Genomic DNA, 13,760 nt, shown 5'->3' on the forward strand with positions numbered 1-13,760 from the left:
GGGTGTTCCCAGGGTAGCGGCCTGTCATGGGTCGAGCACGTCGAGTTACATGCCGGACAAGTCAGGAGATGATCGTGCCGGTGACCTCCCCCAGCGTCGAGTCGCCGGCCGTGGCCCTGATGGTCACGGTGTCCCCGTCCTGCAGGAACGCCCGCGTCTCGCCGCCCGGCAGCTTGATCGGCTCGTTCCCGTTCCACGTCAGCTCGATCAGCGAACCGCGCTCACCGGGCTCGGGCCCGGAGATTGTGCCACTGGCGAACAGGTCTCCGGTGCGCAACGACGCCCCGTTCACCGTCAGGTGGGCGAGCATCTGGTCGGGCGTCCAGTACATCGAGGAGTACGGCGGCCGCGACACGATCTCGCCGTTCAGCAACACTTCGAGGCGGATGTCGAACCCCCAGTCGGCCTGCCTGCGCAGGTAGGCGGCCGGCTCGGGATCCTGGGCGCGACCGGGGATCCTGGGCAGCGCCTCCAGCGGCGTGATCCACGGCGAGATCGAGGTGGCGAACGACTTGGCCAGGAACGGCCCCAGCGGCACGTACTCCCACGCCTGGATGTCCCGCGCGCTCCAGTCGTTGACCAGCGTCACACCGAACACGTGGTCCTCGAACGCCCCGGCAGGTGAGCCCTGCTCCGTCGGCACGCCCACCACGAAGCCCAGCTCCGCCTCCATGTCCAGCTTCGCGCACGGCCCGAACACCCCGGCCCCGAGCTGCCCCTGCGGCCGCCTGACGGGTGTCCCGGACGCCACCACCGTCCCGGACCTGCCGTGGTAGCCGACGGGCAGGTGCCGCCAGTTGGGCAGCAGCGGCTCGGCGTCGGGACGGAAGATCGCGCCGATGTTGCTCGCGTGGTCGAGCGAGCAGTAGAAGTCGACGTAGTCGGCGACCTCGAACGGCAGGTGCAGCCGCACCCGGTCCAGCGGGACCAGGTGCCGCTCGGTGATCGGGAGGTCGCCGGTGAGCTTGTTCTGGATCAGGGCCCTGGTGTCGTGCCAGGCGGCGCGGCCTCTGGCCATGAATGGGTTCAGCGAAGGGGCGGCGAACACCTCGTCGTGCAGCGCCGAGGCCAGGTCGAGCACCTTGTCGCCGTACCGCACGCCCACCCGGGGCTCCTGCCCGGGCGGGGAGAAGACCCCATACGGCAGATTGCCGACTCCCCAGCTCACAGATCCTCCTTGATCAGTCCGAGGGCGCGCAGGTCCTCGACGGGTGTGCTGGTGCTGCACGAGCCGTAGCTCACCAGGAGCCGCCGCGCGCGTTCGGCGCTGTCCGCCTCGACCGCGTGCGCCAGCCGTACGAGATGGCCGACGTCGGTGGAGCGCAGGACGGGCGCCGGATCGCGCCCGTCCACGGCCTCGCAGACCGCCAGCAGCAGGTTGAGGAAGCCGTGCCGGTCCACCCCGAGCGTGGGGTCGAAGTGGCGGACGGCGTGGTGCAGCCCGGCGGTGGCCTTGAACGGGATCTCGTGCTGCACGCAGAACCGGATGAAGGCCGCGAGCTGCTCCACCGGCGGGAACGCCTCGGCCGTCGAGCCGCCGCAGCGCACCTTCAGGCCCACGCCGGCGGGCACCTCCACGGTCAGCTTCCTGGCCGTCATCTCGACGAAGAGCCGCACGCCGTCCGGCAGCCCGAGCCGCCCGGCCAGCTCCTCGACGGTCGTGTCGTCCGGCAGGGACATCTCGACGAAGTCGACCGGCAGGTCGTCGATGGCCGGCAGTCCGACCGTGTCCACGATCACGCCGATCCGCCGCGGCCGGTAGGGGAGGCCGCGCAGCCGGTCGAGCCGGCCGGCGGGGCACAGGAAGCGGTGGGTGAGCACCGTGCTGCCGTGCTCCAGGTCGCGCCGGTTGCGGGCCAGCGCCTCGTCCATGTGCAGGGAGGTCGGCGGGAACAGGCCGGCGTCGTCGATCAGCTCGGTGAAGATGCTCATCGGGCCCACGTCCAGGCGTAGCCGGAGTCCTCGCAGGCCAGCGCGCTCTGGCCGAGGTCGAGCGGGCGGAAGGTGTCGACCATGACGGCCATCTCGCTCGTGGTCGTGACGCCGCGCGCGACCGCGTCGATCACCGCCTCCACCGCGCCGGGTTGCGGCCCGTGCGTGAACCCGGCCGGATGCAGCGAGATCGAGCCGACGTCGATCCCGGAGCCCGCGCGCGCGGAGTAGTCGCCGCCGACGTAGAACATGAACTCGTCGGAGTCGACGTTGTGGTGGTTGTACGGGATCGGCACCGACTCGGGATGGAAGTCGAGCGGCCGCGGGCAGAACGAGCAGACCACGAACCCGGGCCCCTCGAACGTCTGGTGCACCGGCGGCGGCGCGTGCGTCTTCTTCACGATCGGCTCGAAGTCGCGGATGTTGAAGGCGTACGGATAGAGCTGGCCGTCCCAGCCCACCACGTCGAACGGATGGTCGCGGTAGACCAGCCGGGTCAGCCCGCCGCGCGTGCGCACCAGCACCGGCACCTCCGCGCCCTCGGCGAGCAGCGGCTCGGCGGGGGCGCGCAGGTCGCGCTCGCAGTAGGGCGCGTGCTCCAGGAACTGCCCGTACTGCGACAGGTAGCGCCGGGGCGGCCTGATGTGCCCGGCCGCCTCGATGGCCAGCACGTTGACCTGGCCGTTCGGCACCCAGCGGTGGATGGTCCCGGTCGGGACGATCACGTAGTCGCCCTCGCCCGCCTCGATCACGCCGTAGGTGGACTCGAAGCGCACGCTGCCGCGCTGCACGTAGACGCACTCGTCGCCCATGGAGTCGCGGTAGAGCTCGCTGGGCTGGTCGCTGGTGGCGTACGACAATCGGACGTCGCCGTTGCCGGCCAGCAGCCGGCGTCCGGTGACCAGGTCGCCCGCGCCCGGCAGGTCCTGGGTGCGGAAGTGGCGCGGCGAGAGGGGCAGGTTGGGCTCCAACCGCGTGTCCACTGCGGGCGTGACCGTCTCGGCCTTGACGATCGCCGTCGGCAGGTGCCGGTGGTAGAGCAGCGAGGAGTCGGAGGAGAAGCCCTCCTCGCCCATCAGCTCTTCCGCGTAGAGCCCGCCGTCCGGCCGTCTGAACTGCACGTGCCGCTTGCGGGGTACCTCACCCACGACTCGGTAGTACGGCATCCGCTCCTCCATGTGTCCGCTAAGCGGACGGAAGTGTCCTTTATACGTACCAAACGTCTGCCATCAGTCGGGAGTTGTCAAGCCAGCTCGGCCGCCAGCTCGGCGGCGGCCGCCACCACCCGGGGCCCGGTGGACTCCTCCAGAGTCCCGAACGTCACCACCCCCACCGACGCCTCCAGCCAGGGCAGCCCCGTGACGGGCGCGGCGACACCCCGTGCCCCTTCCTGCAACTGCCCCTCCGACACGAAGTAGTCGTCGCGCCCCTCGCGCAAGGCCAGGATCGCCCGCCCGGCCGCGCCCTTGGCCAGCGGATGGCGCGAGCCCTCGCGGTAGGCCACGTGCATGTTGGTCCAGGACGGCTCGACCACCGCCACGGCCAGCCCGTCGTCGCCCTCGGCCACGGTCAGGTGCGCGGTCGCGCCCACCTGCTCGGCCAGCTTGCGCAGCGTCGGCACCGCCGTCGCGCGCAGCAGCGGCTGCACGGCCTGGGCCAGCGCCAGCAGGCCGAACCCGAGATGCACCCGCCCCTCGCCGTCCCTGCGCACGAAACCCTCGTTCAGCAGCGTCGTGAGCAGGCGGTACACCACAGGACGGCTCAGCGACAACCCGGCGGCCAGCTCGGTCGGGGTGCGCCCGCCCTTGCCGTCGGCGAGCAACCTCAGCAGGCGGAGCCCGCGTTCCAGGGTCTGAGCGGATTCAGCGACCATGCCATCGATTATCTAGTGACGCTGCGCGGTGAGGGGGTACGTATCGGTACAGGGGAGCGGGGGGTAAGGATGCGGCAAAGGTGGGTGCTGCTGCTGGCCGGGCTGGCCATGTGCGCCTTGGCGCCCGCCGTGCCCGCGCTCACCGGCCCCGTGGCCGAGATGGCCGGGCGGACCCCGCTCGACCCGGCGGCGGCCGTGGTCGAGGACACCTTCTACGTCACCGAAGGCATCGAGGTAAGCCAGCGGCTGCTGCCCATCACGAAGGGCGTGGTGTTCCGCGCCGCCTACCTCGCCGTCGGGATCAAGGTCGACCAGAACGGCCGGCTCTACGGCAAGCCCCAGCGCTCCGGCACCTACGTCGCCGCGGTCCAGATCTGCGCCGGTCAGGTGTGCGAGCAGCAGGAGCTGACCCTCGTCGTGCTCGGCAACGTGCCCTGGGAGCCGCGCGAGCTGACCTTCCCCGGCCGGGCCGGCACCGCCCTGACCGGCGAGATCGGCATCAACGGCGGCCCGAGAGGCGTCGTCCCCACCTTCACCGTGACCGACCACGGCAGGCTGCCGCCGGACGTGACGATCGGGCCCGACGGCCACGTGGGCGGGGTGCCCGCGAAGCCGGGCATCTCCGAGGTGCCGGTGCGCGTCTGCGTGGCGGGCAACTGCGCCGGCGTCGTGGTCCGGCTCATCATCGTGTGAACGAGTCTTGCCATCGGCGGCTCTTTCCGGTCACCGTGGTCTCATGAAATCGGTCATTGTGGTCGGAGCGGGCATTTGGGGGTCGTCACTGGCGTTGTGGCTGGCCGAAACCGGCTGGCAGGTGACGCTGATCGAGCAGCACAAGCCGGGCCACGTACGCCAGGCCAGCGCGGGCGAGACGCGGTTGTTGCGCTGCGCGCACGGCGGCGACGACTGGTACGCCCGGCTCGCCTGGCAGGCCAGGAGCGACTGGCTGAAGCTGGGTGAGCGGGCCGGCGAGGAGCTCTACCACGAGGCGGGCATGGTCTGGTTCGCCCGCACGCCGGACGGCTTGGAGCAGGCCAGCGCCCGGGTGCTGAAGGATCTCGGCATCGCCTGCCAGGTGCTCGACCCGGCCGACGGAGACAGGTTCTTTCCCGACTTCCGCGGCGACGGCCTCAGCTTCCTGCTCTGGGAGCCGCACGCCGGGGTGATCAGGGCCAGGCGGGCGACCCAGGTGACGGCCGCCCTGGCGGCGGCGGCCGGGGTCCGGCTGGTCAGAGGGCGGGCGACGCCGGTCGCCGGCGACGCGGCGCCCTATCTGAGCGCGGTCGAGGTCGACGGCGAGGTGCGGCGGGCCGACCGGGTGGTGTGGGCGTGCGGGGCGTGGCTGCCCGAGTTGTTCGGCGAGGTGCCGGTGACCGTGACGAAGCAGGACACGGTGCACTTCGCGGTGCCGCCCGCGTGGTCGATCCCCGAGACGCCCGCCTGGGTCGACTACGGGGCCTCCGTCTACGGGCACGGCGACGTGGACGGCACGGGGATGAAGGCGACCTCCGACGTGGAAGGGCCGCCGTACGAGCCGGAGCACGGCACGCGGGTGGTCGACCCGATCAGCGTCGAGCGGGCCCGCGGCTACCTGGGGCGCAGGTTCCCCTCGCTGGCGCAGGCGCCGGTGCTGTTCAGCCAGGTGTGCCAGTACACGCTCACGCCCGACGCCGAGTGGGTGATCGCCGAGGTGTCGCCGGGGGTGTGGCTGATGGGCGGGGAGTCCGGGCACGGGTTCAAGCACGCGCCCGCGCTGGCCCGCTACGTGGCCGGCGCCCTCGACGGAGCCCACGAGCCGGAGCCGCGCTTCGGGCTGCACGAGCGCGCCTCCGCACGCGGGCTGCGCACGAGCGGGCAGACCGGATAGCCCCAAGGGGCCGACGCCTACTGCAGGTCGGTGTGAGAGACCCGCTCGGAGCGCAGATTGCGCACCCCGGGGGAGAGCAGCGCGGCCAGCGTCGACACCACGACCAGGACGGCGCAGCCGAGCAGCGCCTCCTCCGTGCCGAACACGTCCGCCGCCCGCCCGGCCAGCAGCAGCCCGATCGGGCCGAACATCAGCGAGCCGAGCACGTCGTACGAGCTGACCCGGGACAGCGCCTCGGCCGGGATCTCGCGCTGCATCGTGGTCTGCCACAACACCCCGAACACGTCGAAGCAGACACCGAGCACGAACGCCCCCGCCACGATGGCCCACAAGGGCGCGTCGAGCCCGAGCAGCACGTACGGCAGCGCGGCCGGCAGGCAGAGCAGCACGCCCACCAGGATCGGCCGCCGGGGCCGCAACCGCAGGGCGAGGAGCACCCCCACGATCGTCCCGATGGCCTCGCCGGCCAGGAACGCCGACCAGGCCGCCGGACCGCCCAGGCGCTCCTGGGCCATCAGCGGGCCGAGCACCCCGTGCCCGGCCTGGATGGCCATGACCAGCACCGAGAACTGCGCGACCACCACCCAGATCCACTGCCGCGACCTGAACTCGTGCCAGCCGTCACGCAGGTCGGCGAAGACCGACTGCTTCACGCGCTCCTGCGCCGCGCCGGGCGCCCCGCGCAACATCGCGATGAGCACGGCGGCCACGACGAACATCGCGGCGCTCACCGCCAGCGCCCAGCCCCCGCCGAACAGCACCACCGTGCCGCCGCCGAGCACCGCCCCGGCCACCCGCGAGGCGTTCGCGCCCAGGCCGAGCAGGGCGTTGCCGGTCTGCAGCCGCTCCACCGGCACGACCTCGGGGATGATGCCGGTCAGCGCGGGGAACGTGACGGCCGTGGCCACCCCGGTCAGCGCCGCCGCCGCGCACATCGCGGGCAGCGGCGTCCAGCCGGTGAGCATCATCAGCGCCAGCCCGAGGAAGCCCGCCGCCATCAGCAGCTCGCCGGCCGTCATCACCCGCTGCCGGGGCAGCCGGTCCGCGATGACGCCGCCGATCAGCATGAACACGATCATGGGCACCGATTCGGCGGCGAGCACGATCGACAGCGTGGTGGCGTTCGCGCCCGGCAGGCCCAGCACGCCGAACGCCAGCGCCACGGGGGCGAACGAACTGCCCAGCATCGACAACGTCCGCGCCGAGAACAACAAGGCGAAACGGCGGTCTCGCAGCAGGCCGAGATCGCTGAGATAGTTGTGCACCGGACTTTGACCCCCTGAAAACGACAAACCCCGCTATTCTGCCGGTCTTCTTTGTCCGTGTCGCCCCATATTCTTGTCACTCCGGGACAAGTCCGAACGCGGAATGTGCAGGCGTTTGGCAAGAATCCGGTTCCCCCGCTCCCGTAATTTGCTAGGTCCCTGCTGTCGGCGAGGGGACCAGGCATGCTGATCGCTCAGGTGGCCCGGTGGGCGCGGGAAACACCGGACGCGCCCGCGTACACGTTCGTCGACCATCTCGGGGGCGGCTCACGGCGCACGCTCACCTGGCGGCAAACCGACCTCAAGGCCCGGGCCCTGGCCGTACGGCTGCGCGAACTCGCCGGGCCCGGCGACCGGGCGGCGGTGCTGGCGCCCCAAGGGCTGGACTACGTGGTGGCGATGCTCGGCACGATGTACGCCGGGCTCGTCGCGGTGCCGCTGTTCGCCCCCGGGCTGCCCGGGCACGCCGAACGGCTGGCCGGGGCCTACGCCGACGCCGACCCCGCCCTCGTGCTGACCACCACGGCCGCGCTGCCCGGTGTCGCGGGGTTCCTGGACACGGCGCGGGCGCCCAGGCACGTCGTCACCGTGGACGGCGTGTCCGACCTGCTCGCCGACGAGTGGGAGCCCGCGCACCCCGCGCCGGACGACCTCGCCTACCTGCAGTACACCTCCGGCTCGACCCGCGCCCCCGCCGGCGTCGAGATCACCCACGGGAACCTCACCGCCAACGCCACCCAGCTCTGGGAGCTGTTCCAGGCCCGGCCCAGGACGTCGGTGGCGGCGTTGTGGTTGCCGCTCTTCCACGACATGGGGCTCGTCGCCACGGTCGCGATGCCGATCATGGGCGGGAACCGGGCGGTGTTCATGGATCCGGTGGCGTTCGTCATGAGCCCGGTGCGGTGGTTGCGGTTGTTGTCGGAGTTCGAGGACGTGTTCACCGGCGGGCCGAACTTCGCCTACGAATACACCGCCGCCCGCGTCAGCGCCGCCGACAAGGCCGGGCTCGACCTGTCCGGCGTGCGGGTCATGCTGAACGGCGCCGAGCCGGTCCGGCCGGCCGCCATCGCCGCCTTCGACACCGCCTTCACCGGGTGCGGGCTGCGGCCGGAGGCGCACACGCCCGCCTACGGGCTGGCGGAGGCGACGGTGTTCGTGTCCGCGATGGGGCCGGGCGAGGTGCCTGTGGTGACGGACTTCTCCAGGGACGCCCTGCGTGCGGGGCGGGCGGAGCCGTACGTGGCGGGGGCGTGCAGCACGCTCGTCTCCTGCGGGCGGCCGCACGGGCAGGAGGTGCGGATCGTCGGCGGGTCCGGCGAGCTCCCCGACGGCCGGGTCGGCGAGATCTGGGTGCGCGGACCGAACGTGGCCCGCGCCTACTGGCGGGACCGGGGGCGCGGCGCGGAGGTGTTCGGCGCGGTGCTCGACGGGACCGACGGGACGTGGTTGCGGACCGGCGATCTCGGCGTGCGGCACGACGGCCACCTGTACGTCACCGGGCGGATCAAGGACCTGGTCATCGTGGACGGGCGCAACCACTATCCGCAGGACATCGAGGTCACCGTGCAGGAGGCCCATCCCGCGGTCCGCCGGAACCGGGTGGCCGCGTTCGCGGTGCCGGGGGAGGAGACCGAGCGCCTGGTGGTGGTGGCCGAGCGGTCGCGGCAGGGCGCGGACGCCGACCCGGCGGAGGTGATCGGGGCGGTGCGGGCCGCCGTCCGGAGACATCACGACTTATCCGTGTACGACCTCGTGCTGTCCGCGGCCGGGACCGTGCCCAGGACGTCGAGCGGGAAGATCGCACGGCGGGCGTGCCTGCGGGCCTACCTGGCGGGCGCCCTTGTTTGAGCGGGCCGGGCGGCTGGTCTATCGCGGCAGGTGGACGCTGCTGGTGCTGAGCCTGGCGGCGGCCGTCCTCGTCGCGCCGCTCGGGCTGCAGCTCTTCGGGCGGATGGCGGACGGCGGCTTCGACGACCCGCGCGCCGACTCCACGACCGCCGCCCGCTGGGCCGGCGACTGGTACGCCGCCGACGCCCCCGACGTGGTCGTCCTCTACCGGCACCCCACGGTCAAGGTGCGTGACCCCCGGTACAAGAAGGTGGTGCACGACTCGCTGCGCGGGCTGCCGGGGGCGTACGTGCGCAAGTCCGTCACGTACTGGACGACCGGGTCGAAGCGGATGGTGTCGAAGGACGGGCATGCGACGTACGCGGTGGTCACGCTCAAAGGCGATGAGCAGCGCGCGTACGCGGCGATCGCCGACCGGCTGCGGAGCGTGCGGAACCTGGAGGTGCGGGTCGGCGGCCCCGTGCCGCTGCTGGCGGAGCTGAACGACCAGACCGCCGCCGACCTGGCCAGGGCCGAGGCCATCTCCCTGCCGGTGTTGCTGGTGCTGCTCGTCGTGGTCTTCGGCAGTCTGGTGGCGGCGATGTTGCCGCTGGTCGTGGGGCTGGCCGCGGTGCTCGGCGCGCTGGTGCTGCTGCGGCTGCTCACCGAGGTCACCGACGTCTCCGTCTTCTCCCTGAACGTCGTCACCATGCTCGGCCTGGGCCTGGCCATCGACTACTCGCTCTTCGTGCTCAAGGCGTTCAGGGAGGAGATCGGGGCCGGCGCGTCGAACGAGCAGGCCGTCGTGCGGACCATGGCCACGGCCGGCCGCACCGTGGCCTTCTCCGGGCTGACCGTGGCCACGGCGCTGCTGGGGTTGTTGTTGTTCCCGCAGATGTTCCTGCGCTCGATCGGGCTCGGCGCGGCGGCCGTGGTGGTGGTCGCGATGGGCGCGGCGCTGATCGTGCTGCCCGCCGCGCTCGGCATCCTCGGGCCGCGCGTGAACGCGCTGCGCCTCACCCCCGACTTCGGCGGCGCGCGGCGCGACGGCGGGTTCTGGCACGCCGTCGCGTCCAGCGTGATGCGCCGGCCCCTGCTGTACCTGGTCGCGGTGACCGCCGTGCTGGCGTCCCTGGCGGTGCCGTTCCTGCACGTGTCCTTCGGGAACGTGGACCACCGGGTCCTGCCCGCCGCCTCCGAGAGCCGCCGGGTCGCCGAGACCGTCGACCGCGACTTCGCCCGGAACTCCATGGCGCCGATCGACGTCCACGTCCTCGTCGAGCGCTCCTTCACCGAGGAGCCGGCCGCCCGCGGGCCGCTCGGGCAGGGTCACACGCCGATCAGCGCCGTCACGCCCGTGACGCCGTCCGACGTCGAGCCGCTGAGGGACCGGCTGCGGAGGTTGCCGAACGTCACGGGCGTCGACGTGGCCGGGCTCGCGCGGGACGCCGGCGCGGTGCGGCTCTCCGTCCGCTACGCCGGCGACCCCATGGCGGCCGAGGCCAGGCGCCTGGTCACGACGATCAGGTCCATGGCCCTCGAACCGAACACGCGGCGGGTCGTGGTCGGCGGCTCGACGGCCGCGCAGATGGACCTGATGGACAGCCTCGCCGCCACCCTGCCGTGGATGGCGCTGGTGGTCTGCTCGGTCACGGGGGCGCTGCTGTTCGCCGCCTTCGGGTCGCTGGTGCTGCCGATCAAGGCGCTGCTGATGAACGTCCTGTCGATCGGCGCCTCCTTCGGGGTGATCGTGTGGGCCTTCCAGGACGGCCATCTGGCCTCCGTCCTGAGCTTCACCTCCACGGGCTCCGTCGAGGCCACCGTGACGGTGCTGATCCTGGCCGTGGTGTTCGGGTTGTCCATGGACTACGAGGTGTTCCTGTTGTCGCGGGTGCGGGCGGAGTGGTTGCGCACCGGGGACAACACGGCGGCCGTGGCGGCCGGGCTGCAGCGGACGGGCGGGGTCATCACCAGCGCGGCGTTGTTGCTGCTGGTGGTCATCGGGGCCTTCTCCACGGCCGGGATCACCATCGTGAAGCTGCTCGGCGTAGGGATGTTCGTGGCGATCCTGGTGGACGTCACGCTCGTGCGGGCGCTGCTGGTGCCGGCCACCATGCGGCTCATGGGCGGCGCCAACTGGTGGCTGCCGCCGGTGTTGCGGCGCTTCCACCGGCGCGTCGAGCTGCGCGAACAGCCGGTGGAGGTCCTTCCTGCGGCGATCGAGCCCTACCGGCCGGTGACCCGGGGCGGGCGGCCGGCCGTCTTCGGGGCGGACACCGATCCCGTGCCGCTCACGGCCCCGGAGCCGGGCCGGCCGGGATGGGTGCGCGTGACCGAGGGGCGTACCCGGGTGGTGCGGGCCGGCCCCGGCGGCGGCTGGACCTGGGCGGAGGTGGACGAGTGAGCCGCACCGTCACGCGCGTGCGGGGGCCCGGGCTGCTGTTCCTGGTCGTGGGTCTGGCCGGGTTCGTGACCACGCTGGACAACACGGTCGTCACGGTCGCGCTGCCGAGCATCCAGCGGGACCTCGGCGCGAGCCTGGCCGCGCTGGAGTGGGTGGCCATCGGCTACATCCTCACCTTCGCCGGTCTCATGCCGGCCGGTGGACGGCTGGCCGACGTGTTCGGGCACCGGCGGCCGCTGCTGGCCGGGCTCGGCGTGTTCACCGCGGCCTCGCTCGGCGCGGGCCTGGCCGGCTCGCTGCCGCTCCTGGTCGCGGCGCGGCTGGCGCAGGGCGTCGGGGCGGCGATGATCCTGCCCGCGACGCTGGCCGTGCTCGCCGGGCGGGAGGAGCGGCAGCGGTCCATGGGGGTGGCCGTGTGGATGGCGTCCGGGGCGGGCGCGCTGGCGCTCGGGCCGGTGGTGGGCGGCTATCTCAGCCAGCACGCGCACTGGAGCTGGGTGTTCCTGATCAACGTGCCGATGGGCGTGGTCGCGGCGTGGCTGGCGCTGGTGGCCGTGCCCGGCGCCCGGCGGCTGCCGCGGAGCCTGGACGTGCCCGGCGTGGTGGCGTCCGTGGTGTTCCTGGCGGCCGGGACGTTCGCGCTCATCCACGGTGGCGAGCACGGGTGGGGGCGTCCGGTCGTGGCTGCGCTGGTGGGGTGCGCGGTGGCCGGGGCGGCGTTCGCGGTGGTCGAGCGGCGGGCGGCGGATCCCATGGTGGAGCTGCGGTTGTTCTCGGTCAGGAGCTTCACGGGCGGGGTGGTGGCCCAGGTGCTCTGGGGGCTGGGCGTCAACGGGGTGTTCTTCTACACGGCGTTGTTCCTGCAAGGGGTGCTCGCGTTCACGCCGACGGAGTCCGGGCTGGCGTTCGTGCCGCTGGCGTTGCTGGTGGTGCTGGTCACGCCGCTGGCGCCGGTGGTGGAGCGGCGGCTGGGGGCCGGGCGCACGGTGGCGGCGGGGCTCGTGCTCGTGGCGGGCGGCATGGCGGTCGCGGCGACGCTGGGGCCGGGGGACGGGTGGGGGCGGTTGTTGCCCGCGGTGTGCGCCATCGGGGTGGGGTCCGCGCTGACGATGCCGTTGGGGTCGGCGGTGCTGGGGGCGGTGCCGGCCGAGCGGGCCGGGGTGGCCGGCGGCATCTTCTCAGTGAGCCGCGAAATTTCAGGACTTTTTGGGATTGGGGTGATTGGGGGGATCGTGCACGGCGCTGGGGGTTTTTCGACGGGGTACGCGACCGGGCTGCTGGTGGCGGCGGGGCTGGTCCTCGTCGGAGCCCTGGTCAGCCTGGTGACGCTGCCGTGAAGGTGGCGGTGCTGGGGTTCGGGTCGCGGGGGGACACGCAGCCGTGCGCGGCGCTCGCGCTGGAGCTGGCCCGGCGCGGGCACGACGTCACGCTGGTCGCGGCCGGGCGTTACGCCTGGCTGGCGGGGCCAGGGGTGCGGGCCGCGCCGCTGAGCGTGGATCCGGTGGCGATCGTGGCGAGCGAGGAGGGGCAGGCTTGGCTGGGCAGCGGGCCTGCGGGGTTCGTCCGGGGGTTCAGGACCGTGGTCGAGCCGCTGGCCGCCAAGCTGGTCGCCGAGGTGGACACCGCCTGCGCCGGCGCGGACCTGGTCCTCGCTCCCGCGCTGGGCTCGTTCGGCCGGCATCTCCACGACCGGTACGGCATCCCGTACCGGATCCTGCACTTCCAGCCCAGCGAGCCGACGCGCGAGTTCCCCAACCCGCTCGTGCCGTTGCGGACGCTGGGCCCGCTCGCGAACCGGGCCAGTTACGCCCTGGTGGAGCGGCTCGGCTGGCTGGTGCTCGGGCGGATGGTGAACCGGTTGCGGTCGAGCGTGCTGGGGCTGGGGCCGGTGCGCGGCAGCCCGTTCGCGGCCGATCGGCGGGCGCGGGTGCCGGTGTTGTGCGGTGTCAGCCCGCTGGTGGTGCCCAGGCCGCGGGACTGGCCGGAGCACGTGCGGCTCACCGGCTTCTGGCACCTGGCGGGAGCCGCTCAGGCGGACGACGGGCTCGGCGGGTTCGGCGCGAACAGCGGGCTGCGGGATTTTCTGGCGGCCGGGACGGCGCCCGTGTTCGTCGGGTTCGGGAGCATGGTGCCCGGCGCGCCTGAGCGGGTCGCCGAGGAGGTGGTCGCCGGGCTGCGGCTGGCCCGGCTGCGGGGCGTGGTGCAGGGCCTGCCCGTGGCGGCGGCCGACGACCTGTGGCCGGTGGGGGAGGTGGCGCACGATCTGCTGTTCCCGCGCATGGCGGCGGTCGTCCACCATGGCGGCGCTGGGACCACCGGGACCGGGCTCGCGGCGGGGGTGCCCAACGTGGTGTGCCCGTTCTTCTCGGATCAGCCGTTCTGGGGCCGCCGGGTGGCCGCGCTCGGTGCGGGGCCCGCGCCGCTGCCGATCGGCAGGCTCACCAGGGACGAGCTGGCCGCGCGACTGCTCGCTGTACCGGAATATCGGGCAAAAGCGGCGCAACTGGGGGCGCTACTTCGCGTTGAGGATGGCGTGAAGAGAGCGGTGGATGTCATTGAACGTTGTTGATCGTCCGGATATGGTCTGATATG

The 13,760-nt window shown here is 72.8% G+C and carries 11 protein-coding genes; 6 read left to right on the plus strand and 5 right to left on the minus strand.

Going from position 1 to position 13,760, the window contains the following annotated elements:
• Positions 1-61: 61 nt before the first annotated feature.
• The 4 genes from fahA to ACWD0F_RS26120 all read right to left on the minus strand — a co-directional run bounded on the left by fahA (position 62) and on the right by ACWD0F_RS26120 (position 3,805).
• Positions 62-1,168: a fumarylacetoacetase gene (gene fahA / locus ACWD0F_RS26105; protein ID WP_449879684.1), complete on the minus strand. Its 1,107-nt coding sequence runs from the start codon at positions 1,166-1,168 to the stop codon at positions 62-64.
• Positions 1,165-1,932: a hypothetical protein gene (locus ACWD0F_RS26110; protein WP_449879686.1), complete on the minus strand. Its 768-nt coding sequence runs from the start codon at positions 1,930-1,932 to the stop codon at positions 1,165-1,167. Before ACWD0F_RS26110 ends, fahA begins: the two co-directional genes overlap by 4 nt.
• Complete coding sequence (locus ACWD0F_RS26115) at positions 1,929-3,098, minus strand: homogentisate 1,2-dioxygenase domain-containing protein (protein ID WP_449879688.1); 1,170 nt, start codon at positions 3,096-3,098, stop codon at positions 1,929-1,931. Before ACWD0F_RS26115 ends, ACWD0F_RS26110 begins: the two co-directional genes overlap by 4 nt.
• A 77-nt stretch (positions 3,099-3,175) precedes the next feature.
• Positions 3,176-3,805, minus strand: coding sequence for an IclR family transcriptional regulator (locus ACWD0F_RS26120; protein WP_449879689.1), 630 nt, complete (start codon positions 3,803-3,805; stop codon positions 3,176-3,178).
• A 69-nt stretch (positions 3,806-3,874) separates the two neighbouring features.
• Here ACWD0F_RS26120 and ACWD0F_RS26125 point away from each other — a divergent pair, with 69 nt between their 5' ends.
• Both ACWD0F_RS26125 and ACWD0F_RS26130 read left to right on the plus strand, forming a co-directional pair.
• Positions 3,875-4,498 (plus strand): hypothetical protein, encoded by a 624-nt coding sequence (locus ACWD0F_RS26125; RefSeq protein WP_449879692.1) that lies wholly within the window; start codon positions 3,875-3,877, stop codon positions 4,496-4,498.
• A gap of 43 nt (positions 4,499-4,541) precedes the next feature.
• A complete protein-coding gene (locus tag ACWD0F_RS26130) occupies positions 4,542-5,672 on the plus strand; it encodes an NAD(P)/FAD-dependent oxidoreductase (protein ID WP_449879694.1) in 1,131 nt (376 codons plus the stop codon).
• Positions 5,673-5,689: 17 nt separating this feature from the next.
• Here the strand turns inward: ACWD0F_RS26130 and ACWD0F_RS26135 are convergent, their stop codons facing one another.
• On the minus strand, positions 5,690-6,937 hold the full coding sequence (locus ACWD0F_RS26135; RefSeq protein ID WP_449879696.1) for an MFS transporter: 1,248 nt from the start codon (positions 6,935-6,937) through the stop codon (positions 5,690-5,692).
• 183 nt (positions 6,938-7,120) lie between these two features.
• On the opposite strand from ACWD0F_RS26135, the gene ACWD0F_RS26140 reads away from it, so the two are divergent.
• The 4 genes from ACWD0F_RS26140 to ACWD0F_RS26155 are packed head-to-tail and all read left to right on the plus strand — an operon-like array spanning position 7,121 to position 13,737.
• Positions 7,121-8,785, plus strand: a complete 1,665-nt coding sequence (locus ACWD0F_RS26140) for a fatty acyl-AMP ligase (RefSeq protein ID WP_449879698.1) — start codon at positions 7,121-7,123, stop codon at positions 8,783-8,785.
• Positions 8,778-11,168, plus strand: a complete 2,391-nt coding sequence (locus ACWD0F_RS26145; protein ID WP_449879699.1) for an MMPL family transporter — start codon at positions 8,778-8,780, stop codon at positions 11,166-11,168. The genes ACWD0F_RS26140 and ACWD0F_RS26145 overlap by 8 nt, the downstream gene beginning before the upstream one ends.
• Positions 11,165-12,505: an MFS transporter gene (locus ACWD0F_RS26150; RefSeq protein WP_449879701.1), complete on the plus strand. Its 1,341-nt coding sequence runs from the start codon at positions 11,165-11,167 to the stop codon at positions 12,503-12,505. Before ACWD0F_RS26145 ends, ACWD0F_RS26150 begins: the two co-directional genes overlap by 4 nt.
• The gene (locus tag ACWD0F_RS26155; protein WP_449879703.1) at positions 12,502-13,737 is read left to right on the plus strand and encodes a glycosyltransferase; all 1,236 of its coding nucleotides are present in this window, start codon (positions 12,502-12,504) and stop codon (positions 13,735-13,737) included. The genes ACWD0F_RS26150 and ACWD0F_RS26155 overlap by 4 nt, the downstream gene beginning before the upstream one ends.
• Positions 13,738-13,760 lie beyond the last annotated feature (23 nt).

Source organism: Nonomuraea sp. NPDC002799 (assembly GCF_053592075.1).